Source organism: Kitasatospora sp. NPDC056651, assembly GCF_042792155.1.
In the GTDB taxonomy this organism is placed as follows: Bacteria; Actinomycetota; Actinomycetes; order Streptomycetales; family Streptomycetaceae; genus Kitasatospora.
Genome location: NZ_JBHTWX010000004.1, coordinates 15,613 through 38,419 on the forward strand (window position 1 = coordinate 15,613; position 22,807 = coordinate 38,419).

General features: G+C 73.1%; 26 protein-coding genes. 11 read left to right on the plus strand and 15 right to left on the minus strand.

What is annotated here, in order from left to right; genetic code table 11:
- Window positions 1-195 precede the first annotated feature (195 nt).
- Window positions 196-1,452 carry a phosphoserine phosphatase SerB gene (serB, locus tag ACFRAR_RS03405; RefSeq protein WP_380694257.1) on the plus strand — a complete coding sequence of 419 codons (1,257 nt, stop codon included), beginning with the start codon at window positions 196-198 and terminating at the stop codon, window positions 1,450-1,452.
- A gap of 192 nt (window positions 1,453-1,644) precedes the next feature.
- Here the strand turns inward: serB and ACFRAR_RS03410 are convergent, their stop codons facing one another.
- The 3 genes from ACFRAR_RS03410 to ACFRAR_RS03420 form a co-directional block, all read right to left on the minus strand.
- Window positions 1,645-2,172 (minus strand): SixA phosphatase family protein, encoded by a 528-nt coding sequence (locus ACFRAR_RS03410; RefSeq protein WP_380694259.1) that lies wholly within the window; start codon window positions 2,170-2,172, stop codon window positions 1,645-1,647.
- Window positions 2,173-2,388: 216 nt separating this feature from the next.
- Complete coding sequence (locus ACFRAR_RS03415; RefSeq protein WP_380694261.1) at window positions 2,389-2,511, minus strand: SGM_5486 family transporter-associated protein; 123 nt, start codon at window positions 2,509-2,511, stop codon at window positions 2,389-2,391.
- Window positions 2,512-2,667: 156 nt separating this feature from the next.
- Window positions 2,668-3,957: a CynX/NimT family MFS transporter gene (locus ACFRAR_RS03420; RefSeq protein ID WP_380694263.1), complete on the minus strand. Its 1,290-nt coding sequence runs from the start codon at window positions 3,955-3,957 to the stop codon at window positions 2,668-2,670.
- 124 nt (window positions 3,958-4,081) lie between these two features.
- On the opposite strand from ACFRAR_RS03420, the gene ACFRAR_RS03425 reads away from it, so the two are divergent.
- Window positions 4,082-4,756 carry a FadR/GntR family transcriptional regulator gene (locus ACFRAR_RS03425; RefSeq protein ID WP_380694265.1) on the plus strand — a complete coding sequence of 225 codons (675 nt, stop codon included), beginning with the start codon at window positions 4,082-4,084 and terminating at the stop codon, window positions 4,754-4,756.
- A 154-nt stretch (window positions 4,757-4,910) separates the two neighbouring features.
- Here the strand turns inward: ACFRAR_RS03425 and fabI are convergent, their stop codons facing one another.
- Window positions 4,911-5,678: an enoyl-ACP reductase FabI gene (gene fabI, locus ACFRAR_RS03430; RefSeq protein WP_380694267.1), complete on the minus strand. Its 768-nt coding sequence runs from the start codon at window positions 5,676-5,678 to the stop codon at window positions 4,911-4,913.
- A 2-nt stretch (window positions 5,679-5,680) separates the two neighbouring features.
- Window positions 5,681-6,400 carry a 3-oxoacyl-[acyl-carrier-protein] reductase gene (gene fabG / locus ACFRAR_RS03435; RefSeq protein WP_380694269.1) on the minus strand — a complete coding sequence of 240 codons (720 nt, stop codon included), beginning with the start codon at window positions 6,398-6,400 and terminating at the stop codon, window positions 5,681-5,683.
- A 312-nt stretch (window positions 6,401-6,712) separates the two neighbouring features.
- On the opposite strand from fabG, the gene ACFRAR_RS03440 reads away from it, so the two are divergent.
- The 6 genes from ACFRAR_RS03440 to ACFRAR_RS03465 all read left to right on the plus strand — a co-directional run bounded on the left by ACFRAR_RS03440 (window position 6,713) and on the right by ACFRAR_RS03465 (window position 12,746).
- Window positions 6,713-7,858: an MBL fold metallo-hydrolase gene (locus tag ACFRAR_RS03440; protein ID WP_380694271.1), complete on the plus strand. Its 1,146-nt coding sequence runs from the start codon at window positions 6,713-6,715 to the stop codon at window positions 7,856-7,858.
- Between the two features lie 254 nt (window positions 7,859-8,112).
- The gene (locus tag ACFRAR_RS03445) at window positions 8,113-9,693 is read left to right on the plus strand and encodes a TldD/PmbA family protein (protein ID WP_380694273.1); all 1,581 of its coding nucleotides are present in this window, start codon (window positions 8,113-8,115) and stop codon (window positions 9,691-9,693) included.
- Window positions 9,693-11,090: a metallopeptidase TldD-related protein gene (locus ACFRAR_RS03450; RefSeq protein ID WP_380694275.1), complete on the plus strand. Its 1,398-nt coding sequence runs from the start codon at window positions 9,693-9,695 to the stop codon at window positions 11,088-11,090. The genes ACFRAR_RS03445 and ACFRAR_RS03450 overlap by 1 nt, the downstream gene beginning before the upstream one ends.
- A 32-nt stretch (window positions 11,091-11,122) precedes the next feature.
- Window positions 11,123-11,671, plus strand: coding sequence for an RNA 2'-phosphotransferase (locus ACFRAR_RS03455; RefSeq protein ID WP_380694492.1), 549 nt, complete (start codon window positions 11,123-11,125; stop codon window positions 11,669-11,671).
- Window positions 11,672-11,875: 204 nt separating this feature from the next.
- Window positions 11,876-12,259 (plus strand): DUF3099 domain-containing protein, encoded by a 384-nt coding sequence (locus ACFRAR_RS03460; protein ID WP_380694277.1) that lies wholly within the window; start codon window positions 11,876-11,878, stop codon window positions 12,257-12,259.
- 265 nt (window positions 12,260-12,524) lie between these two features.
- Complete coding sequence (locus tag ACFRAR_RS03465; protein WP_380694279.1) at window positions 12,525-12,746, plus strand: hypothetical protein; 222 nt, start codon at window positions 12,525-12,527, stop codon at window positions 12,744-12,746.
- A gap of 63 nt (window positions 12,747-12,809) precedes the next feature.
- Here the strand turns inward: ACFRAR_RS03465 and moaA are convergent, their stop codons facing one another.
- The 4 genes from moaA to ACFRAR_RS03485 all read right to left on the minus strand — a co-directional run bounded on the left by moaA (window position 12,810) and on the right by ACFRAR_RS03485 (window position 17,176).
- Window positions 12,810-13,859: a GTP 3',8-cyclase MoaA gene (moaA, locus tag ACFRAR_RS03470; RefSeq protein WP_380694494.1), complete on the minus strand. Its 1,050-nt coding sequence runs from the start codon at window positions 13,857-13,859 to the stop codon at window positions 12,810-12,812.
- 16 nt (window positions 13,860-13,875) lie between these two features.
- Complete coding sequence (locus tag ACFRAR_RS03475; RefSeq protein WP_380694281.1) at window positions 13,876-15,483, minus strand: cation acetate symporter; 1,608 nt, start codon at window positions 15,481-15,483, stop codon at window positions 13,876-13,878.
- Entirely contained in the window at window positions 15,480-15,836 is a 357-nt protein-coding gene (locus ACFRAR_RS03480) for a DUF485 domain-containing protein (protein WP_380694283.1), read from the minus strand. The genes ACFRAR_RS03475 and ACFRAR_RS03480 overlap by 4 nt, the downstream gene beginning before the upstream one ends.
- Before the next feature lie 296 nt (window positions 15,837-16,132).
- Window positions 16,133-17,176 carry a zinc-dependent alcohol dehydrogenase family protein gene (locus ACFRAR_RS03485; RefSeq protein WP_380694285.1) on the minus strand — a complete coding sequence of 348 codons (1,044 nt, stop codon included), beginning with the start codon at window positions 17,174-17,176 and terminating at the stop codon, window positions 16,133-16,135.
- A 126-nt stretch (window positions 17,177-17,302) separates the two neighbouring features.
- On the opposite strand from ACFRAR_RS03485, the gene ACFRAR_RS03490 reads away from it, so the two are divergent.
- Both ACFRAR_RS03490 and ACFRAR_RS03495 read left to right on the plus strand, forming a co-directional pair.
- Window positions 17,303-18,298 (plus strand): DEDDh family exonuclease, encoded by a 996-nt coding sequence (locus ACFRAR_RS03490; RefSeq protein ID WP_380694287.1) that lies wholly within the window; start codon window positions 17,303-17,305, stop codon window positions 18,296-18,298.
- Between the two features lie 31 nt (window positions 18,299-18,329).
- Window positions 18,330-19,130, plus strand: a complete 801-nt coding sequence (locus ACFRAR_RS03495) for an SURF1 family protein (protein WP_380694289.1) — start codon at window positions 18,330-18,332, stop codon at window positions 19,128-19,130.
- Window positions 19,131-19,192: 62 nt separating this feature from the next.
- Here ACFRAR_RS03495 and trxA read toward each other — a convergent pair whose 3' ends face one another.
- The gene (gene trxA, locus ACFRAR_RS03500; RefSeq protein WP_380694291.1) at window positions 19,193-19,525 is read right to left on the minus strand and encodes a thioredoxin; all 333 of its coding nucleotides are present in this window, start codon (window positions 19,523-19,525) and stop codon (window positions 19,193-19,195) included.
- A 3-nt stretch (window positions 19,526-19,528) separates the two neighbouring features.
- Window positions 19,529-19,936 (minus strand): MerR family transcriptional regulator, encoded by a 408-nt coding sequence (locus ACFRAR_RS03505; protein WP_380694293.1) that lies wholly within the window; start codon window positions 19,934-19,936, stop codon window positions 19,529-19,531.
- A gap of 135 nt (window positions 19,937-20,071) precedes the next feature.
- On the opposite strand from ACFRAR_RS03505, the gene ACFRAR_RS03510 reads away from it, so the two are divergent.
- Window positions 20,072-20,833: an SDR family oxidoreductase gene (locus ACFRAR_RS03510; RefSeq protein WP_380694295.1), complete on the plus strand. Its 762-nt coding sequence runs from the start codon at window positions 20,072-20,074 to the stop codon at window positions 20,831-20,833.
- Between the two features lie 93 nt (window positions 20,834-20,926).
- Here the strand turns inward: ACFRAR_RS03510 and ACFRAR_RS03515 are convergent, their stop codons facing one another.
- From ACFRAR_RS03515 to ACFRAR_RS03530, 4 genes are all read right to left on the minus strand, one after another.
- Complete coding sequence (locus tag ACFRAR_RS03515) at window positions 20,927-21,583, minus strand: alkaline shock response membrane anchor protein AmaP (RefSeq protein ID WP_380694297.1); 657 nt, start codon at window positions 21,581-21,583, stop codon at window positions 20,927-20,929.
- A complete protein-coding gene (locus tag ACFRAR_RS03520; protein ID WP_380694299.1) occupies window positions 21,580-22,203 on the minus strand; it encodes a DUF6286 domain-containing protein in 624 nt (207 codons plus the stop codon). Before ACFRAR_RS03520 ends, ACFRAR_RS03515 begins: the two co-directional genes overlap by 4 nt.
- A complete protein-coding gene (locus ACFRAR_RS03525) occupies window positions 22,200-22,490 on the minus strand; it encodes a hypothetical protein (RefSeq protein WP_380694301.1) in 291 nt (96 codons plus the stop codon). The genes ACFRAR_RS03520 and ACFRAR_RS03525 overlap by 4 nt, the downstream gene beginning before the upstream one ends.
- A gap of 80 nt (window positions 22,491-22,570) precedes the next feature.
- Window positions 22,571-22,762 carry a hypothetical protein gene (locus tag ACFRAR_RS03530; RefSeq protein WP_063349611.1) on the minus strand — a complete coding sequence of 64 codons (192 nt, stop codon included), beginning with the start codon at window positions 22,760-22,762 and terminating at the stop codon, window positions 22,571-22,573.
- Between the last annotated feature and the right edge of the window lie 45 nt (window positions 22,763-22,807).

The window sequence follows — 22,807 nt, forward strand, 5'->3', positions numbered from 1 at the left end:
CCCGAATTGTGGCCCCCGGCCGGGGGTGCGCTGTTCCTCTGACTGACGGGGGGAATCATTCCAGCCTGCCGACCACCGATGAAAGTCACCCCGGGTGACTGTGACCAGGCTGCTACCGACCCTGGAGCCCCCTCGTCCCGCGAGGTGGGACGGGTGCTCCCGGGCCGCCGGGCGCCCGGTAGCGTGGGAGGCACCATGAACGCATCGCCCCTGGCCGCTGAGCCCCTCCCCGCCGCCCAGCACCGGACCGCGGACGAGCGCACCCTGCTCGTCAAGGTGTTCGGCAAGGACCGCCCCGGCATCACCGCCGGCCTCTTCGCGACGCTGGCCGGTTTCGGCGTCGACGTCATCGACATCGAGCAGGTCGTCACCCGTGGCCGCATCACGCTGTGCGCCCTGGTCACTCCTCCCCCCGCACCCGGCGCCGAGGGTGGGCTGCGCGCCACCGTCCACCGCTGGGCCGACGAGCAGAAGCTCCAGGCCGAGATCCTCTCCGGTATCGGTGACAACCGGCCGCGCCGCGAGGGCCGCTCGCACGTCACGGTGCTCGGCAACCCGTTGACCGCCGCCGCCGTCTCGGCGCTCACCTCCCGGATCACCGCTTCCGGCGGCAACATCGACCGTGTCTTCCGGCTCGCCAAGTATCCGGTGACGGCGGTCGAGCTGGCCGTCTCCGGTGTGGCCACCGACGAGCTGCGGGCCGCGCTGGCCCAGGAGGCGGCCACGCAGCGGGTGGACGTCGCGGTGGTCGCCGCCGGGCTGGAGCGCCGGGCCAAGCGCCTGGTGGTCATGGACGTCGACTCCACTCTCATCCAGGACGAGGTGATCGAGCTGTTCGCCGCCCACGCGGGCTGCGAGGAGAAGGTCGCCGAGGTGACGGCGGCGGCGATGCGCGGCGAGCTGGACTTCGCCGAGTCGCTGCGGGCCCGCGTGGCGCTGCTGGCCGGGCTGGACGCCTCGGTGACCGAGAAGGTGCGCGCCGAGGTCCGCTTCACGCCGGGCGCGCGCACCCTGATCCGCACGCTCCAGCGCCTCGGCTACCAGGTCGCGGTGGTGTCCGGCGGGTTCACCCAGGTCACCGATCACCTGGTGGAGCAGCTGGGACTGGACTTCGCGGCCGCGAACACCCTGGAGGTGGTGGACGGCAGGTTCACCGGCCGGGTGGTCGGCGAGATCGTGGACCGGGCGGGCAAGGCCCGTTGGCTGGCCCGCTTCGCCGAGCAGGCGAAGGTGCCGCTGGAGCAGACGGTGGCGATCGGTGACGGCGCCAACGACCTGGACATGCTGAACGCGGCCGGGCTCGGGGTGGCGTTCAACGCCAAGCCGGTGGTGCGCGAAGCCGCCGACACCGCGGTGAACGTGCCGTTCCTGGACACCGTGCTGTACCTGCTGGGCATCACCCGCGAGGAGGTCGAGGCGGCCGACGCGCTGCACGGCACCCCGACCGAATAGAGCCGGATCGAAGCGGGACCCTCCCGAGAGGGCTCGCCCCGGTCAGGGCCGATGGAGTGAGGCCCGCCCGAGAAGGTGCCTGCGGACAAGCCCGAGGGGCGCGCGGATTCGATCCGCGCGCCCCTCACGGACGTTCCCGGGCCCGCCCCTCGTGAATGTGCCCGGGCCCGGCCCTCACGGATGTCGCCGGGATCAGTCCTGCGGTGTGTGGTACGAGACCAGCTCGGCCACGCCCGGTTCGACGCCCTTCCAGGAACCGTTGAAGCTGAGCACCGCGATCGCCGCCGTCGGGAAGCCCCCGAGCCGCAGCCGCTCCAGCGCGTCCGGGTCGCCGGCGTCCCCGGCCAGCACCTGGGTCAGGCCCAGCACGCCCGGGTTGTGGCCGACCAGCACCAGGTCCGAGTACTCCTCCGGGGTCTCCTGGAGCACGGCGATGATCTCGCCGGGGCTGGCCTCGTAGACCCGGTCCTCGTACACCGTCTTGCGGGCCCGCTTGGGCAGCTCGTGCGCCGCCAGCTTCCAGGTCTCGCGGGTGCGCAGCGCGGTGGAGCAGAGCACGTAGTCGGGGTTGATGCCGGAGTCGACCAGCCAGCGGCCGGCGTCCGGGGCCTGGTGGCGGCCCCGGTCGGCCAGCGGCCGCTCGTGGTCGTCCACCCCGTTCGGCCAGTCGGCCTTGGCATGGCGGAGAACGATGATCCTGCGGGGTGTGTCGGCGCTCATACCCAGCAAGCTTGGCAGAAAAGCGGCCCGGGGGCGCGATGCTCCCGGATGCCGCCACTCCATGGGGCGACGAGTGCCATCACGCCCCCGTTCGGCAAGGCGTCAGGCGGCGTACGGGCCAGGTACGTACAGGCCGGCTACGTACGGGCCGGGTGCCGTACGGGCCGAGCGGCGTACGGGCCGGGTACGACAGGCCAGGCGGCGTACGGGCACCCGTCAGCCGATCGAGGAGGCGACGGTGGCGATGATCGACACCAGCACCGCGATGGCGACGATGGCGAGGGCGATGCGGCCGAGCTGCTTGCGGCCGTCGGTGGGGTTGGGATCGAGAACGGGCATGTCCGGGATTCTTCCATCCCGAACACGCCCGCCGTCCGCTGGCCCCGCCGCCTTGGCAGGGCCTTGACCTTCGCCGCCGGGCCTTGACCTTCGTTGTCAGGTCCCGGCCCTCGCTGTCAGGCCTCGGCCCTCACCATCGCGTCCCGCCCGTCGGCGTCACGCCTTCGCCGGCTCCACCGGGTGGACCGCCTCGTCCTCGATGTGCCGGGCCCGCGCCGCGCGCAGGCCGAACAGCATCTGCGGCACCAGCAGCAGTGCGAGGAAGCCCAGCGGCCAGTACCACTGACCGGTGGCCTGGTACATCCGGCCGATCAGGATCGGGCCCGGGACGGAGATCAGGTAGCCGACGCCCTGGGCGAAGACGGACAGCTGCGCCACCCCGCCCGCGGTCCGGGCACGCAGCCCGATCATGGTCAGCACCAGCGGGAAGGCGCAGTTGGACAGGCCCACGAGGACCACCCAGACCCACGGCGCAGCGGCCGGGGCGAGTGCCAGTCCGGTGTACCCGGCGATGCCGCAGGCGGCCAGCACCACCACGAACAGCCGCTGGTCGCCACGCCGGGCGGCCAGGTTGGGCAGGACGAAGGAGACCGGCACGCCGATCACCATGGTGACCGCGAGCAGCACCCCGGAGGTGCCCTTGTCGACGCCCGAGTCCTGGAAGATCTTCGGCAGCCAGCCCATCACCACGTACGCGCCGGTGGCCTGGAGGCCGAAGAAGCCGGCCAGGGCCCAGGCCGTACGGCTGCGGGTGATCGGCAGCTTGACGGGGGCCGCGGCACCGTCGGCGCGCTCGCCGCGCTCGCGCTTGGCCATCAGCAGTGGCACCCAGAGCACCAGGGCGAGCGCGCCCAGTCCGGCCCAGACGCCCAGGCCGTAGCGCCAGTCGCCGCCGAGCGCGTTGGTCAGCGGGACGCTGACGAGGGCGGCCAGCGCGGTGCCGGCGGAGAGTGCCATGGAGTACAGGCCGATCATCGGACCGACCTTCTCCGGGAAGTACCGCTTGATCACCACCGGCAGCAGCACGTTGGAGACCGCCACGCCCGCCAGCGCGAGCGCGGTGAAGAGCAGGAAGACCACGGTGCCACCGGCGAAGGAGCGGGCCAACACGCCCGCGGTGATCGCGCCCATGCCGGCCGTGATCACGGCGATCGGGCCGATCCGGCGGGCCGCGGCGGGCGCGGCGAAGCCGAACAGCGCGAAGCAGAGCGACGGGACGGCGGTGAGCAGCCCGGCGAGCGTCGGGTTCATCCCGAGGCTGGCGCGGACCGGGTCGAGCATCGGCCCGAGGCTGGTGACCACAGGGCGCAGGTTCACGGCGGCGGCGGCGATCGCGACGGCGAACAGCACGCCCAGGTACTTGGCGGAGCCGGAGGCGGACCGCTCGGTCCGCGGTGGCGGGGTCTCGGTCCGGGAGGAGGAATCGGTGGTGTCAGCTGCGGGCATGAGGGTCATCATAGAATGATGGGATGAATTGATGCATCCTGGAATTGGCATGATGTGCCGACCGTTCTCCACCGGCCACCTTCCACCCAGGCCCCACCCGAGCCGTAGTCGCAAGGAGTCCCCCGTGGCGCTGTCCTCGCCGAGGCGCACCCCGCTGTCCGATCAGGTGATCGCACAATTGCGTGCCCAGATCACTTCCGGGGAGTGGCCGGTCGGCTCCCGCATCCCCACCGAGGCCGCGCTGGTCGAGCAGCTCGGCGTCGCCCGCAACACCGTCCGGGAGGCCGTCCGCGCCCTCGCCCACAACGGCCTGCTCGACATCCGGCAGGGCTCCGGCACCTACGTACTGGCCACCAGCGAGCTGGCCGGAGTGATGCACCGCCGCTTCGCCGACGCCGACCAGGCGCAGGTCGCCGAGCTGCGGGCGGCGCTGGAGACCTCGGCGGCGGGCCTCGCCGCCCACCGCCGCACCGCGCGCGACCTGGAGATGCTCGACGGCTCGCTGGCCCGCCGGGAGGCCGCCTGGCACTCCGGTGACGCCGAGGACTTCATCCAGGCCGACGCCGCCTTCCACCAGGCCGTGGTGGCCGCCGCCCACAACGACGTCCTGCTCGCCGTCTACGCCGACCTCGGCGAGGTCACCCGCGAACATCTGCGGCACGACGTGGGCCCTGAGCTGATCGCCGAGCGCTACATCGGCCACCACACCATCCTGGAGGCCATCCGGGCCGGCGACGCCCAGCGCGCCTCGGTCGAGGCCGGCCGGGCGATCGGCGCCTGTGCCACCGCCGAGGTCTGACCACCCACCCCCGGCCCACCCCCGGCGCAGGGCCGCACCCGGGCTCCTGGCTTCGTCCCCGGTGCCGGCACCGGCACCGGCACCGGCCGACGAAACACCGCTGCCCCGGCCCTCCCGCAAGGGAGCGCCGGGGCAGCGGTGTACGGGCGGAGCGTCAGGCGCCGATGGCGTGCAGACCGCCGTCGACGTGGACGATCTCACCGGTGGTCTTCGGGAACCAGTCCGACAGCAGCGCGACGATGCCGCGGCCGGCCGGCTCCGGGTCGCTCAGGTCCCACTTCAGCGGGGAACGGTGGTTCCAGGTGTCGGCCAGCTCACCGAAGCCCGGGATGGACTTGGCTGCCATCGAGCCGATCGGACCGGCCGAGACCAGGTTGCAGCGGATGTTCCGCTCGCCCAGGTAGCGCGCCAGGTAGCGGTTGGTCGACTCCAGGGCGGCCTTGGCCGGGCCCATCCAGTCGTACTGCGGCCAGGCGAACTGCGCGTCGAAGGTCAGACCGACCACCGACCCGCCGTCCTGCATCAGCGGCAGCAGCGCCGTGGTGAGCGACTTCAGCGAGTACGCCGAGACGTGCATCGCGGTGGCCACGGACTCCCACGGGGTGTCCAGGAAGCTGCCACCCAGCGCGTCCTGCGGCGCGAAGCCGATGGAGTGGACGATGCCGTCCAGGGTCGGCAGGTGCTCGCGGACCTGGTCGGCGATGCCGGCCAGCTGCTCCGCGTTGGACACGTCCAGCTCCAGCACCTTGACCGGGTGCGGCAGCTTCTTGGCGATCCGCTCGGTCAGGCTCGGACGCGGGAAGGCGGTGAGGATGATCTCCGCGCCCTGCTCCTGCGCGAGCTTGGCGGTGTGGAAGGCGATGGAGGACTCCATCAGCACACCGGTGATCAGGATCCGCTTGCCTTCGAGGATTCCACTCATGATCAGTGACCCATGCCCAATCCGCCGTCGACGGGAATGACGGCTCCGGTGATGTACGCGGCCTCGTCCGACGAGAGGAACCGCACGGTAGAGGCGACCTCGGCGGGCGCCGCGTAGCGGCCCAGCGGCACGCCCGCGACGATCTCCGCGCGGCGCTCGTCACTGAGCACAGCGGTCATGTCGGTGTCGACGAAGCCGGGGGCGACCACGTTGACGGTGATGTTGCGCGGGCCGAGCTCGCGCGCCAGCGACCGGGCGAAGCCGACCAGGCCGGCCTTGGAGGCGGCGTAGTTGGCCTGGCCCGGGGAGCCGGACAGGCCCACCACGGAGGAGATCAGCACGACGCGGCCCTTCCTGGCCCGCATCATCAGCTTGGAGGCGCGCTTGACCACCCGGAAGGTGCCGGTCAGGTTGGTGTCCAGGACGGAGGTGAAGTCCTCCTCGGACATCCGCAGCATCAGGGTGTCCTTGGTGATGCCCGCGTTGGCGACCAGCACCTCGACCGCGCCCTGCTTCTGCTCGATCTCCGTGAAGGCGGCGTCGACCTGCGCGGCGTCCGTGATGTCACAGCGGACCGCGAGGACGTCGTACTTGGCCAGCGCCTCGGGCACCTCGCCCGAACGGCTGGTGATGGCCACCTTGTCGCCCGCTTCGGCGAAGGCCTGGGCGATCGCGAGGCCGATGCCCCGGTTTCCTCCGGTGACGAGAACCGAGCGGCTCAACGATCCACCTCTCTCCGTGTCTGAGCACGTACGCAGGATCGCGTACGCAGTGTGACGCTATCGGGCGGTCGGCGGCGGCGGCGCATCGGGCTCCCACAGCGCCGCCCCGGCGGATCTGTCGCAATCCGACAATCCGCACCCGCCCGGGCCACCCCGGTGGCGGACATCGCCCAGGCCCGGGCGTTGCCCGGATCGGGGCGACTGTACGGGAACAACACGGACCGGCGCACCCGTTGCCCCCGTGGTGCTGGCCGGCCCGGGATCGGCCGTACCGATTCCCGACCATCCCGGCGAGCGACGAAGGCAGAGCGGATGACCAAGGCACGGCCCGGGAGCACCCACCGACGCGGACGACTGCTGGCCCTCACCGCCGTGGCGGCCGGCCTCGGCGCGGCCGCCTGGTCGCTGCGCGACCTGCCTGCGGCGTTCGGGCGGCGGCCGGACGGCGAGCGCGAGGAGCGGGTGCGCAACTCCCCGCAGTACCGCGACGGCGTCTTCCACAACGCGCCCTCCACGCTCGCCCGCACCGAGGGGGCGCCCGGCTTCGACGGCGCCACCGCCCGCCGGATGCTGTTCGAGCGGGCCGGCCGCGTCCCCGCCCACCCGGTGCCGACCGTCCGCCCCGCCACCCCGCCCGGTCCGGCCGCCGAGGGCGTCGAGGTCACCTGGTACGGGCACGCCTCCGCACTGGTGGAGGTCGAGGGCTTCCGGGTGCTGCTCGACCCGATCTGGAGCGACCGCTGCTCCCCCGCCGCGCACGTCGGCCCCAAGCGGCTGCACCCGGTGCCGGTGGAGCTGGAGGAGCTGCCGCCGGTCGACGCGGTGCTGATCTCGCACGACCACTACGACCACCTGGACATGGCGACGGTCAAGCGCCTGGTGCGCAGCCAGTCCGCGCCCTTCGCGGTGCCGCTCGGCATCGGCGCCCACCTGCGCCGCTGGGGCGTCCCCGAGCACCGGATCATCGAGCTGGACTGGGACGAGACCTGCACCCTGGGCGACCTGGTGCTCACCCTGACCGCCGCGCACCACTTCTCCGGCCGCGGGCTGACCCGCAACACCACCCTGTGGGGCTCCTGGGTGATCGCCGGCCCGCGCCGCAAGGTCTTCTACACCGGCGACTCCGGCTACTTCGAGGGCTACGCCCGGATCGGCGAGCAGCACGGCCCGTTCGACGCCGCCCTGGTCCAGATCGGCGCCTACGACGAGGCCTGGGCGGACATCCACATGACTCCCGAGGACGCCGTGCTCGCGCACCGGGACCTGGCGGCCGGCCTGCTGGTGCCCGTCCACTGGTGCACCTTCAACCTGGGCCTGCACCCGTGGTCCGAGCCGATCGAACGGCTGGTGAAGGCGGCCAAGGACCAGGCCGTCCCGCTGGCCGTGCCGCGCCCCGGCGAGCGGGTGGACGTCGACAACCCGCCGGAGCCGGACGGCTGGTGGGAGACCGTCGGCTGACGCGCCCCTCCCCCGCCCGGAGAAGGAGGAACCGACCGGAGCAGGAAACGGCCGGAGAAAGGAAACGGCCGGGGCAGGAAACGGCCGGGGCAGGAAACGGCCGGAGATAAGTGGGTCGGCACACGAACCGCACTCTCCGGAACCGCGGCGCACCGGTCGAAATGCGCTGGCCGGAAACCCGGTGGACGGGAAATGATGCGGTGCGGGCACCCCCGTGCGCCCGCACCGTCACCCTCCGCGACCTGGGAGCCCGATTGCCTCCGATCCCTCCGGCCGACAGCTCCGGCGCCCCGCACGGGCGCGCCGTCGACCCGCTGTTCCTCGCCCTGCCGCTGCGCTCCCTCGCCGACGCCGCCCTCACCCGGGCCCGCGAGCTGGGCGCGAGCCACGCCGACTTCCGCCTGGAGCGGATCCGCAGCGCCTCCTGGCGGCTGCGCGACGCACGTCCGGCCGGCACCTCCGACAGCGTGCGGCTCGGTTTCGCCGTCCGGGTGCTGCTGGACGGCGCCTGGGGCTTCGCCGCCGGCGTCGACCTCACCTCCGGCGGGGCGGCCCTGGTCGCCGAGCAGGCCGTCGCGGTGGCCCGGCTCTCCGGCGGGATCAGCCGGGCGGCCGGCTCCGCCCAGCGGGTCGAGCTGGCCGACGAGCCGGTGCACCGGGACGTCACCTGGGTCTCCGCGTACGAGCTCAATCCCTTCGAGGTGCCGGACGCCGAGAAGACCGCGCTGCTCGCCGAGCGCAGCTCCCGGCTGCTCGCCGCCGCGGGCGTCTCGCACGTCCAGGCGGCCCTGGAGACCGTCCAGGAGAACAAGTTCTACGCGGACACCGCGGGCACGATGACCACCCAGCAGCGGATCCGGGTCCACTCCGAGCTGGAGGCGACCTCGGTCGACGAGCGCACCGGCGCCTTCGACTCGATGCGGACCCTGGCCCCGCCGGTGGGCCGCGGCTACGAGTTCGTCTCGGGGGTCCGGGGGGCGTCCACCGACGGCTGGGACTGGGACGCGGAGATCGCCGAACTGCCCGTCCTGCTGGCCGAGAAGATGAAGGCGCCGAGCGTCGAGGCCGGCCGCTACGACCTGGTCATCGACCCGACCAACCTCTGGCTGACCATCCACGAGTCGATCGGCCACGCCACCGAACTGGACCGCGCGCTCGGTTACGAGGCCGCCTACGCCGGCACCTCCTTCGCCACCTTCGACCAGCTCGGCTCGCTGAAGTACGGCTCCGAGCTGATGCACGTCACCGGCGACCGCACCGCCGAGCACGGTCTGTCCACCATCGGCTACGACGACGAGGGCGTGGCCACCCAGTCCTGGGACCTGGTCAGGGACGGCGTGCTGGTCGGCTACCAGCTCGACCGCGCCATGGCCGGGCTGAAGGGCTTCGAGCGCTCCAACGGCTGCGCCTTCGCGGACTCCCCTTCGCACGTCCCGGTGCAGCGGATGGCCAACGTCTCGCTGCGGCCCGCGGCCGACGGCCCGGACACCGAGGGCCTCTTCGCCGGGGTGGAGAACGGCCTGTACATCGTGGGCGACCGCTCCTGGTCGATCGACCAGCAGCGCTACAACTTCCAGTTCACCGGGCAGCGCGCCTACGCCATCAAGGACGGCGAGCTCGCCGGTCAGGTCAAGGACTTCGCCTACCAGGCCACCACCACCGACTTCTGGGGTTCGATGGCCGCGGTCGGCGGCCCGCAGACCTACCGCCTCGGCGGCGCCTTCAACTGCGGCAAGGCGCAGCCCGGCCAGATCGCGGCGGTCAGCCACGGCTGTCCGTCGGCGCTGTTCCGGAACGTCAACGTGCTCAACACCCAGCAGGAGGCGGGTCACTGATGACCGCGAAGCAGCCCCACGAACTCGTCGAGCTGGCGCTCGGCCTCTCCCGCGCCGACGGCTGCGTGGTGATCGCCGACGAGGCGTCGACCGCCAACCTGCGCTGGGCGGGCAACACGCTGACCACCAACGGCGTCACCCGCGGCAGCAGCCTCACCGTGATCGCCACCGTGGCCGGCGCCCGGGGCACCGCCTCCGGTGTGGTCTCCCGCTCGGCCGTCACCGCGCAGGAGGTGGAGGGGCTGGTGCGGGCCGCCGAGGAGGCCGCTCGCGCGGCCGGCCCGGCCGAGGACGCCCAGCCGCTGATCGCCGACCGCCCCTCCTCTCCGGACTTCACCGAACCGCCCGCGCTGACCTCCATCGCGGTGTTCGACACCTTCGGCCCGGCCCTCGGCGAGGCCTTCGCCCGCGCCGCCGCCCAGGGCGAGCTGCTGTACGGCTTCGCCCGGCACGAGGTGACGTCCAGCTACCTGGGCACCTCCACCGGCCTGCGGCTGCGCCACGACCAGCCCACCGGCATGGTCGAGATCAACGCCAAGACCGCCGACCTGTCCAGTTCGGCCTGGGTCGGCGCCGGCACCCGGGACTTCGCCGATGTCGACGTCGCCGCCCTGCACACCGAGCTGACCAAGCGGCTCGGCTGGGGCGCCCGCAAGGTGGACCTGCCGGCCGGCCGGTACGAGACGCTGCTCTCGCCCTCGGCCGTCGCCGACCTGCTGGTCTGCCTCAACTGGGCCTCCGGCGGCCGGGACGCCCACGAGGGCCGGACGGTCTTCTCCAAGCCCGGCGGGGGCACCCGGCTCGGCGACAAGCTCAGCGGCCTGCCGCTGACGCTGCGCTCCGACCCGCACGAGCCCGGCCTGGAGGCCGCGCCGTTCGTGCTCGCCCACTCCACCGGAGCGGAGTTCTCGGTCTTCGACAACGGCCAGCCGATCGACGCCACCGAGTGGATCCGCGAGGGCGTGCTGAACGACCTGATCACCACCCGCCACGCGGCCGCCCTCACCGGCCTGCCGCTGCGCCCGGCGATCGACAACCTCGTGCTGGAGACGGCGGACCAGGGGTCGGCACCGACCCTGGACGAGATGATCGCCCGCACCGGGCGCGGTCTGCTGCTCACCTGCCTCTGGTACATCCGCGAGGTGGACCCGGCGACGCTGCTGCTCACCGGCCTCACCCGGGACGGCGTCTACCTGGTGGAGAACGGCGAGGTCGTCGGCGAGGTCAACAACTTCCGGTTCAACGAGTCCCCGGTGGACCTGCTGGACCGGATCACCGAGGTGGGCCGCACCGAGCGCTGCCTGCCCCGCGAGTGGAGCGACTACGTCACCCGCACCGCGATGCCACCCGTGCGTGTCGCGGACTTCAACATGAGTTCGGTCAGCCAGGCCTCTTAGCCGCTGACCTACGGGGGGATACGAGAGACATGATGGACGAGAAGCGCCTGGTCAGGTCGAGCAAGATGCTGTCGCGCGTCCTGCGGCACGAGCCAGCCCTGGTGGGGGTCACGCTGGACGGGGCCGGCTGGGTCCGGGTCGACGAACTGCTCGCCGGGCTCGCCGCACGGGGCAGACCGCTCACCCGGGCCGAGCTGGACCACATCGTCGCGACCAACAACAAGCGCCGCTTCGGCTACTCGCCGGACGGTCTCTCGATCCGCGCCAACCAGGGCCACACGGTGGCGGTCGACCTCGGTCTGGCCGCCACCGTGCCGCCGCCGGTGCTCTACCACGGCACCGCCGACCGGCACCTGGCGGCGATCTTCCGCGAGGGCCTGATCCCGATGGCCCGCCGGGACGTCCATCTCTCGGCGGACACCGAGACGGCGACCCGGGTCGGCGCGCGGCACGGCCGTCCGGTGGTGCTGACCGTGCACGCGGCGGCGATGACGGCGGCCGGCCACGAGTTCCGGGTCAGCGAGAACGGTGTCTGGCTCACCGACGCCGTGCCACCGCGGTACCTCTCCCGACGCTCCTAGCCCGGCCGGCCCGGCGGGCCGTGCCACCGTGCCACCTCGCCGGCGCCCGCAGCCGCAGGGCCTGTCCGCTCCGCCGGACAGGCCCTTCGCGTGCCCGACCGGGTGGGTCCGGCGCACCCGGTCTCGTCGCGGCCCGTGCCCGGGCGTACCGTGAGGAGGCCGCGCGGCCGGTCGCGCGGGTGCGCGACGAGGGCGGTAGGACACATGGGCAAGAGCGCCGACGGCGGGCGGGTCTTCCGGATCACGGGAGCGCGCAGCAGCCTCACCGAGGACGTCCGGGGGCGCCAGCGCCGCTACGTCATCTCGATGCTGGCCCGTACGGCCTGTGTGCTGCTCGCGGTGGTGCTGTGGGACGTCCAACGGGTACTGGCGTTCGCCGCCCTGGCGGGTGCTGTGCTGCTGCCGTACTTCGCGGTGCTGATCGCCAACGCGGGCCGCGAGCGGGCTCCGGGGCTGCCGAGCACCTTCGACATCCCGCTCGACACCCCGGTGATGCTCGGCCCCGGTGGGACGGGTGGGGCCGGTGCGAAAGCTGGTACAGGAGAGACAAAGGCCGCGGCCACCGATCCTTCACAGGACGTGAACTGACCGTCCTTTTCACACCAGTTCACCCCGATCTGACTCAACGAAAGCTCAAAAGAAGCTCAGATTAATCATGCAATACCTCCCCATCCGAGGGTCGTGGCGTGACATACTGCGTACGCGCTCCGCATCCCCCGTCGGAGCGACGGACCGACGCCGGGCGGCTCCCCCCGTGGCTGCCCGGCGTCGCCATGCCCGGCTCCGGTCACCCCGGGCGGTCGTGACAGACTGGCGGTGCAGACTCCCCCGCCAATTCGTTGAGGACGGCCCGATGGACACCCCGCAGACGCCGATCTGCTCCGCCAAGGGCTGCCGGGCGGACGCCGGCTGGGTGCTGGTGTGGAACAACCCCAAGCTGCACACCCCGGACCGCCGCAAGACCTGGCTCGCCTGCGACGGGCACCGCGAGCACCTGTCCCAGTTCCTCGGGGTGCGGGGCTTCCTCAAGGAGGTCGTCGCCTTCGCCGACTGGACCCCCGAGGCCGCCGAGTAGTCGGCCGGGCCCGCGAAGAGCCGACCGGGTCCGCGAGGAGTCGCTCCGGCCGAAGAAGCCGCTCTAGCCGCCGATCGCGGACATTGGCCGCCCGGGCTGGAGGAACTCCGGGTCGTCTATCCCGGCCCCGGCCTTCTTGCCCCACATCGCCGCCCGCCACAGCGCGGCGAGTTCGGCGTCGTTCGCGCCCGAGCGCAGCGCGGTGCGCAGATCGGTCTCGCCGGTCGCGAACAGGCAGTTGCGCACCTGGCCGTCGGCGGTCAGCCGGGTGCGGTCGCAGGCCCGGCAGAACGGCCGGGTGACCGAGGCGATCACACCCACCCGGCCCGGGCCGCCGTCCACCAGCCAGCGCTCGGCTGGTGCCGCGCCCCGCCGGGCGGACGGTTCCGGGGTGAGCGTGAAGCGGGCCCGCAGCAGGTCCAGGATCTCCGCGGCGGTGACCATCGACGCGCGGTCCCAGCCGTGCTGGGCGTCGAGCGGCATCTGCTCGATGAAGCGCAGCTCGTACCCCCGCTCCAGGCACCAGGCCAGCAGGTCGGCCGCCTCGTGGTCGTTGACCCCGCGCATCAGCACCGTGTTCAGCTTCACCGGCGCCAGCCCGGCGGCCTCGGCGGCGGCCAGCCCGTCCAGCACGTCCTGGTGCCGGTGGCGTCGGGTGAGGGTGTGGAAGACCTCGGGATCGAGAGTGTCCAGCGAGACGTTGATCCGGTCGAGCCCGGCCTCGCGCAGCGCGCTCGCGGTGCGGGCCAGTCCGATGCCGTTGGTGGTCAGCGAGAGTTCCGGGCGCGGTTCCAGTTCGGAGCAGGCGGCCACGACGGCGACCAGCCCGGGGCGCAGCAGCGGCTCGCCGCCGGTGAAGCGGACCTCGCGCACGCCGAGGTCGCGCACCGCGACGGTGACCAGTCGGACGATCTCCTCGTCGGTCAGCAGGTCCGGCTTGGCCAGCCACTGGAGGCCTTCCTCCGGCATGCAGTAGGTGCAGCGGAGGTTGCACCGGTCCGTGAGGGAGACCCTCAGGTCGACGGCCTGTCGTCCGAACGTGTCGAGCAGCACGTGCGTCCTTCCCCGAGATGCGGCCGGCCCGGCCACCGTCACGGCGGGCCGGGCCAGCATAGTCATCGAGGGACGATCAGTGGGCGCCCAGCCCGGTCAGGGAGCGGACCTCGAGTTCAGCGTACTTCGCCGGGTCGGGACGTTCCCTGGACAGCAGCGTGCCGAGCCAGCCGGCCAGGAAGCCGACCGGGATCGAGATCAGGCCGGGGTTCTCCAGCGGGAACCAGTGGAAGTCGGAGTGCGGGAAGAGCGAGGTCTTCGCGCCGGAGACCACCGGGGAGAAGACCACCAGCGTCACCGAGGTGATCAGCCCGGCGTAGACGGAGCTGACCGCGCCGACGGTGGTGAAGCGCTTCCAGAACAGCGAGTAGAGCAGGGTGGGCAGGTTCGCCGAGGCGGCGACCGCGAAGGCCAGGGCGACCAGGGCTGCGGTGTTGAGCTTGTCCGCGAAGAGGCTGAGCGCGATCGCCACCGCCCCGATCGCGACCGCGGCCCACTTCGCCGACGACACCTCCTCCTTCTCGGACGCCTTTCCGCGCCGGATCACGTTGGCGTAGAGGTCGTGCGCGAAGGAGGCGGAGGAGGCCAGGGTGAGCCCGGCGACCACGGCGAGGATGGTGGCGAAGGCGACCGCCGAGATCACCGCGAGCAGGATCGCGCCGCCGGTGGTCCCGGCGCCCCCGCCGAGCGCCTCGGCCAGCTGCGGGGCGGCGGTGTTGCCCGCCGCGTTCGCGGCCTTGATGGCCTTGGGGCCGACCAGCGCGGTCGCGCCGAAGCCCAGCGCCAGGGTCATCAGGTAGAAGACGCCGATGATGCCGATCGCCCAGAGCACCGACTTCCGGGCCGCCTTGGCGGTGGGGACGGTGTAGAAGCGGACCAGGATGTGCGGCAGGCCGGCGGTGCCGAGGACCAGGGCGATGCCGAGACTGATGAAGTCGAGCTTGGCGGTGCCGCTGCCGTACTTCTGCCCTGGTTGGAGGAACGCCTCGCCCTTGCCGCTGGCGCTCGCCGCCGCGCCGAGCAGCTCGGAGGGGTTGAAGTGGTACTTGGCCAGCACCAGGACGGTCATCAGCGCGGCGCCGGCGATCAGCAGCACCGCCTTGACGATCTGCACCCAGGTGGTGCCCTTCATTCCGCCTATCACCACATAGACGATCATCAGCGCGCCGACCCCGACGATGGTCCAGCGCTTGGCGGCGTTCCCCTCGGCCCCGAGCAGCAGGGCCACCAGGGTGCCGGCGCCGACCATCTGGGCGAGCAGGTAGAAGATCGACACCACGATGGTGGAGACGCCCGCCGCGGTGCGCACCGGGCGCTGGCGCATCCGGAACGCGAGCACGTCCGCCATCGTGAAGCGGCCGGAGTTGCGCAGCGGTTCGGCGATCAGCAGCAGCGCGACCAGCCAGGCGACCAGGAAGCCGATCGAGTAGAGGAAGCCGTCGTAGCCGCTGAGCGCGATGGTCCCGGCGATGCCGAGGAAGGAGGCGGCGGACATGTAGTCGCCGGAGATGGCCAGGCCGTTCTGGAAGCCGGTGAAGCCGCGGCCGCCGGCGTAGAAGTCGGCGGCGCTCTTGGTCTGGCGCCCGGCCCAGACCGTGATGCCGAGAGTGGCCAGGACGAACACGCCGAACAGGGCCATCGTCAGGCCGCGGTGCTCGGTGGCGGAGCTGGCGAGCAGGGTCATTCGGCGGACTCCCGGGGAGCGTGGGCGACGGAGCCGTGCGCCTCGCGGATCGCCGCGGCGGACGGGTCGATCCGCCGGTCCGCGTAGCGGGCGTACCAGGCGGCGATGGCGAAGGTGGTCGCGAACTGCAGCAGCCCGAGCACCAGGGCCACGTTGACGTGCCCGACGACCTTGGTGCGCATCAGTCCGGGCGCGTAGCAGGAGAGCAGGACGTAGAGCAGGTACCAGAGCACGAAGCCGATGGTGACCGGGAAGGCGAAGCTGCGGAACGAGCGCCGCAGCGTGCGGAAGTCCTCGCTCTCGTCGATGAGTCGGACGTCCGTGGCGGCGTTGGTGATCGGCGGCGAATCCACTCTCTCTCCTCGGCGTATGTGTCACACGGGGGACGGTCGAACGTGAGGGTCGTCACAGGCCTGGTGCGCGCCGCGCAATGCTAGGAGCGTCCTGCCCGCCCCGAAAGGGGTTGACCGTGATCAGTCGACCGTTCACCCCCTCGGACCATCCGATTGGCCGAAAAGCAGTCCATCGCGGCGACCACTCCGTCCACGACCGGGATCCGGCCGCCGCTTCCCGCCCGCCCGGAGAACGGCACCGGCCCGTGCCGCACCCCACGCGGGGCGGCACGGGCCGGTGCCGGGAGACCGGTGTCTCAGAACGTGATCCGCACCTTCAGCGCCGAGCGGTCGTCCATCGCGCGGTAGCCGTCCGGAACGCCGTCGAGGCCGACGGTGCGGTCGAACACCAGGCCCGGCTCTATCGCTCCCGAGAGCACGTCCGGCAGCAGCTCGGGGATGTACGCGCGGGCCGGGGCGACACCGCCGTTCAACGAGACGTTCCGGCCGAACATCTGACCGATGTCGACGCCCGCGCTGCCGCCGTGCGGCACCCCGACGTAGCCCACCGCGCCGCCGTCCCGGGCGATCGAGATGGCCGTGCGCATCGACTCCTCGGTACCGACCGCCTCCAGTACCGCGTGCGCGCCCTGGCCGCCGGTCAGCTCCTTCACCGCCTCGACGGCGGCCTCGCCGCGCTCCGCCACCACGTCCGTGGCACCGAAGCGACGGGCCAGCTCGGTACGGGCCGTGTGCCGGCCCAGCGCGATGATCCGGCCCGCGCCCAGCCGGTGCGCGGCCAGCACACCGCACAGCCCGACCGCGCCGTCGCCGACCACCGCCACCGTCTCACCCGGGCGCACCCGCGCCGAGACCGCGGCGTGGTGCCCGGTCGCCATCACGTCGGACAGCGCCAGCAGCCCGGGCAGCAGCTTCTCGTCACCCGCCGCCTCCTTCGGCAGCTTCACCAGCGTCCCGTCCGCGAACGGCACCCGCACCGCCTCGCCCTGGCCGCCGTCCGAACCGACCTGCCCCCAGAAGCCGCCGTGCGGGCAGGAGGTCTGGAGGCCTTCGAGACAGAAGTCACACTTCCCGTCCGACCAGACGAACGGCGCCACCACCAGGTCGCCCTTGGCGAAGCCGCGCACCTCGGCGCCGACCTCCTCGACCACGCCCAGGAACTCGTGCCCGATCCGCTGCCCGGCCACCCGCCGCGCCACCCCGCGGTAGGCCCACAGGTCGCTGCCGCAGATGCAGGCGTTGACCACCCGCAGCACCACGTCCGTCGGCTGCTGGATCACCGGGTCCGGTACGTCTTCGATCCGGATGTCGTTGGGGCCGTGAATCACGGTGGCACGCATGCGCTTTTCCTTAGCTGAAACGATCTCGACCAGGTGTACGACACCCCCGCCGACCACTCTATTCCGGTCGGTCGGTCGGAACACCGCGGCCGGAGTCCCCCGCACGGCCCCTTATCCTGTTGGACCATGCAACCGATCCAGCCCGAGACGTACGGAGTGCCGCGGACCGTCCCGGTTCCCGCCCAGCGCTCCGCCGCCCCCGCCGGGGGCTTCGCGGTCGTCGACGTCGAGACCACCGGTCTCGGCCGCTCCGACCGCGTCATCTCGGCGGGCGTCTACCAGCTGGACGCGGACGGCGACGTCACCGACCACTGGTACACCCTGGTCAACCCCGAGCGGGACCCGGGCCCGGTCTGGATCCACGGCCTCACCGCCGAGCTGCTCTCCTCCGCCCCGACCTTCCCGCAGATCGTCGACGATTTCGCCGCGCGGCTGGAGAACCGCGTCCTGGTCGCGCACAACGCGCTCTTCGACTGGAACATGATCTCCCGCGAGTTCTCCCGGGCCGGCCGGCGCGCACCGGTCGAGCAGCGGCTGTGCACCATGGTCCTCTCCCGCGACCTGCGCCTGCCGCTGCCCAACGGCAAACTGTCCTCGCTCGCCGCCCACTTCGGCGTCCGGCAGCGCCACGCCCACAACGCCCTGGACGACGCCCGGGTGCTCGCCGAGGCCTTCCGCCCCAGCCTGCACCTCGCGCGCGACGGCGGCGTGCCGCTGCCGCTCCAGAACTGCGTCGCGGTCACCGACCTCGGCCAGGACGAGCCCCCCGCCCCCGGCCGCAGCACCTGGACCGGCGCCACGTACCGCCAGACCAAGAAGCGCCCGCCCTGCCCGTACCCCAACCCGGGGCGCTGGGAGGACGGCAAGCCGCTGGTCCAGGGCATGCGGGTGGCCATCAGCGGCGACACCGCCACCGACCGCGAGGTCCTGGAGGACCGCGCGGTCGAGGCCGGCCTGCACATCGCCACCTCGGTGAGCCGCCTCACCAGCCTGCTGGTCACCAACGACCCGGACAGCTGGAGCGGCAAGGCCCGCAAGGCCCGTGAGGTCGGCACCCCGGTGGTCGGCGAGGACGCCTTCCTCCAACTTCTGCGCGAGGTCGCCCCGCACCCCGGTGCGTGAGCCCGTTGTGAGGTCGGCGTACCGTTCCCATGTGTACCGTTTTCTGCTGACCCGACAGTGGCTGATCACCATCCTGATCGCGCTGCTGTTGATCCCCGCGACGATCAAGCTGGGTTTCTGGCAGCTGCACCGCCACGAGGCGCGGGTGGCCCGGAACGAGCTGATCGGCAAGGCCCTCACAGACGCGCCGGTCCCGTTCGACACCCTGTCGCCGACGCCGGGATTCGCGGTCCCCAAGGACCTCACCTGGCGCGCGGTGACCGCCACCGGACAGTACGACGCGGCGCACGAGTTCGTGGTCCGCAAGCGGACCGACTCCAGCGGGACCATCGGCTACTTCGTGGTGACCCCGTTCCGGCTCTCCGACGGCAAGGGCACCGTCCTGGTCAACCGCGGCTGGGTCGCCTCCGGTGCCGGGGCCGCCGACTACCCGCCCGTCCCGGCCGCCCCCGCCGGCGAGGTCTCCCTCGGCGGCCGCCTGCGCGCCGAGGAGACCTACGGCGCCAGCGGCATCAAGGACCGCACCGGCCTGCCCGACCGCCAGTTCAACCTGATCAACACCGACGAACAGGCCCGGCGGACCGGCGCCCCGCTCCTCGGCGGCTACCTCGAACTCACCGGCACCACCCCGGCCCCGGCCGACCAGCCCCAGCTGATCCCCGAGCCCAACCACTCCGACATCGGCCCGCACATGGCCTACGCCGTCCAGTGGTGGCTGTTCACCGCGATGATCCCGGTCGGCGTCTGGGTCCTCGCCCGCCGGGAGGCCAGGGACCGCGCCAAGCAGGCCGCCGAGGCCGAAGTCCCGCTCGACGCCGTCCCCGCCGCCTAGGGTCCTGTCCGGTCGAGCTTGGCGGATCGGCCCGCGGCGAGATCGGCCGGACAGGGCCTCAGCTAGAGCACGTCCGCCAGCTCCCGCAGCAACCGCGCCTTCGCCCGCGCCCCCACCACCGACCGCACCGGCTGCCCGTCCCGGAACACCATCAGCGTCGGCATCGAGAGCACCCCGTACGCCGCCTGCGTCCGCGGGTTGCGGTCCACGTCCACGGTCACCACCCGCAGCCGGTGCGCCTCCTCCCGCGCGATGTCCGCCAGCACCGGCGCCATCATCCGGCACGGCGGGCACCAGTCCGCCGTGAAGTCCACCAGCACCGGCCCCCGCGCCGCCAGCACCTCCGTGTCGAACGTCTCGTCCGTCACCGCCGGCACGCCCGCGATCTCCACCACCGTCTACTCCTTCACCAGTTCACACAGGGGCGGTTCCTCGGCGGCGGCCAGCTCGTCCCGGGCCTTGACCGCCCGCTCGAACTGCCCCGCCACCCGCGACCGCACGTCCTGGAGCCGGGCGATGCACTCGTCCAGCTCCCCCAGCTTCCTGCGGTACACCTCCAGAGAGGCCGGACACGAGTCCCCCTCCGGGTGCCCCGCCCGCAGGCACTCCACGAACGGCCTGGTCTCCTCCAGCCCGAACCCGAAGTCCTGCAGCATCCGGATCTCCCGCAGCAGCCGCAGATCGCCCTCGTCGTACGCCCGGTACCCGTTGCCCGCCCGCCGGGCCGGCAACAATCCCAACTGCTCGTAGTACCGCAACGCCCGCGTGGTCGTCCCCGCCCGCTCCGCCAACTCCCCGATCCGCATGCCGAACCTCTCCTCCCGCACGTCCGTCCACGACGGTAAACCTTCCCCCCGGCGTCAACGCCAGCCCCGTCCCGGGGGCGCGCGGGACGGATCCCCGCACCCGTAGCCGCTCCCCGACCCGGCAAGATGTCCCTCATGGATCTCGGACTGAAGGACAAGGCCTACATCGTCACCGGCGCCACCCGAGGCCTCGGCCTCGCCAGTGCCCGTGAGCTCGTCGCCGACGGCGCCCGGGTGCTCGTCAGCGGCCGCACCGCGCAGGCCGTCGACGCCGCCGTCGCCGAACTCGGCACTCTCGGCACCGCCCGGGGCCTCGTCGCCGACAACGCCGCCCCCGACACCCCCGAGCGCCTCGTCGCCGAGGCCCGGCAGCACTTCGGCCGTCTCGACGGCATCCTGATCAGCGTCGGCGGCCCCAAGGCAGGCCCGGTCGAGACCGCTCCCGAGGACGCGTGGCGCGACGCCTTCGAGACCGTCTTCCTCGGCGCCCTCCGGCTCGCCCGCACCACCGCCGCCGCGCTCTCCGACGGCGGCGCGATCGCGTTCGTGCTCTCCACCTCGGTCCGCCAGCCGATCCCCGGTCTGGGCATCTCCAACGGCCTGCGCCCCGGTCTCGCCATGGCGGCCAAGTCCCTCGCCGACGAACTCGGCCCCCGAGGCATCCGGGTGCTCGGCCTGCTCCCGGGCCGGATCGACACCGACCGGGTCCGCGAGCTCGACGCTCTCGCCGCCGACCCCGATGCCGCCCGTGCCCAGGCCGGGGCCACCATCCCGCTGCGCCGCTACGGCACCCCCGAGGAGTTCGGCAAGGTCGCCGCCTTCCTGCTCTCCCCCGCCGCCTCGTACCTGACCGGTGTCATGGTCCCCGTCGACGGCGGCGCCCTGCGCCCGCTCTGATCCGTCCCCCCGCGGACCGGTCCGCCCCGGCTGGCCCGCCCCGGCCCGCCCCGGCCCGCCCGCCACCGGACGGGGCCGACGATCCGCCTCGCGCTACTCCACTCTCGACGGCCGCTTCCCCCGCCTCCCCCGCCGACCCCGTCCACGCCGGGGCTCGGCGGGGGTCGCCTGGAGGACCCGGATCCGCAGGTCGGCCGGCAGTTCGGCCAGCCGCAGACTCCCGCGGGCATCCGTCCGGGGCCCGTCCTCGAAGTGCTCCACCAACGCGGCCGGGTCCCCGCCCGGTCTCAACCGCACCGCACCGCGCAGCCGCGGGTGCCCCGGCGCGCGCACCAGCCGCACCCCGGCCCGCTCGACCTCCGGCAGCACCGCCGTCCCGTTCTCCAGCGCCTCCTCCAGCGCCCGCGCACCCACCCGCAGCCGAAGCCCGCTCACCCCCGGTGTCGGCACCACGATGCTCGACAGCCCGGTGCGCCTCAGCTGCGCCACCAGCCACCACGCCGCCCCCGCCACCAGCACGGCCAGCCCGCCGATCACCGTCGGCCACCACCACGAAGACGCCACCCACCGCCCCCGCGAGCGCCCGCTCACCACCGGCTGGTCCGGCGAGGTGAGCGGCCACCACCCCGGCGGGTGCACGCCCAGCCGCCGGTACAGATCGAGTCCGCCCACCAGCACCAGCACCCCGGCACCCAGCAGCGCCGCCCCCACCACCCCGAGCAGCACCCGGTTGACGACCGTCCGCCTCACCCCGCCACCCCCCGGTCCGACCCCGAGACGTCCCGCACCGCCGCGGCCCCCCGCACCGTCCGCACGTCCAGTCGCAGCGGCCGCCCCAGCCCCACCCGCGCCAACTCGTCCCGCAGCTGCCGCTGCACCAGCGCCGGATCCGCCACCCCTACCAACGAGACCCGGACCCGCCGCCGCCCGACCCGCACGCGCAGGTGGTCGATCCCGTCCAGCCCCGCCGCCCGGTCCACCAACAGGTGCCCGACCCCGGCCCGGTCGACGGCCGCGGTCGTCCCCCCGTACGGCCGCAGCACGAGCCACCGCCGCAGCCCGGGCGCGACGGCCAGCCACAGCAGCCACCCGCCGAGCGCGGTCGCCACTCCGGCTCCGACCAGCACCGCCAGGTCGTCCAGGTGCCGCGTCGCCAGCTCGTCCGCGATCTGCGCCCGCCACCGCCGGGCCGGGTGCCCCACCCGCACCGCGACGACGTCGTACAGGAACGCCCCCGTCACCACGAGCACCCCCGTGGCCACCAGCGCCGCCGCGGCCGTACGGGGCGCCCGCAGCCTCCGGGCCTTCCCCCGCCGACGGTCCGGCACCTCCTCCGGCTCGTCCCTCGCCCCGGAGGCCCGCGCCGTCACGAGGCGCCCCCCGTCACCAACTTCTCGACCACGACGACCACTCTCGACACCTTGGTCCCGGTCAGCCCCGCCACCCGCTCGGCGATCCGTTCCCGCACCGCCCCGGCCAGCGCCGCGACGTCCGACGGGAACGGCAGCTCGACCGCGACCCGGACGGTCACCGTGCTCCCCGGTACGGTCACCGAGACGTACGGCGGCGCCCCCTTAGCCCGCCCGGCGGGCCAGGCCTCGGCCAGCACCTCCCGGGTGGCCCGGGCCGCGATCCGCGCGTACACCCGGTCGGCCACGCGAAGCCGCCCCCGGCGCCCGGGCGCGGGGAGCGAGGCGAAAACCGGAGCGGGAACCGGAGCGGGTGCGGGGGCCGCCATCAGCGGCGCCGGTCGCGGCCGCGGAGCAGGTCTCCCAGGTCGCCCAGCTCGATGTCGCCCTCCAGCAGGCGCCCGGCCACGAAGCCGACCAGCCCGAGCGCGGCCACCAGGAGGAACGCCGCGAAGCCGCCGAAGTATCCGGCGAAGCCGAGGGCCATTCCCACCACCAGGCCGACGATGGCCAGGTTCATCCGCTACTCCCTCGTCTCCCGCTGCCTCGTCCGGTCCGGACTCGC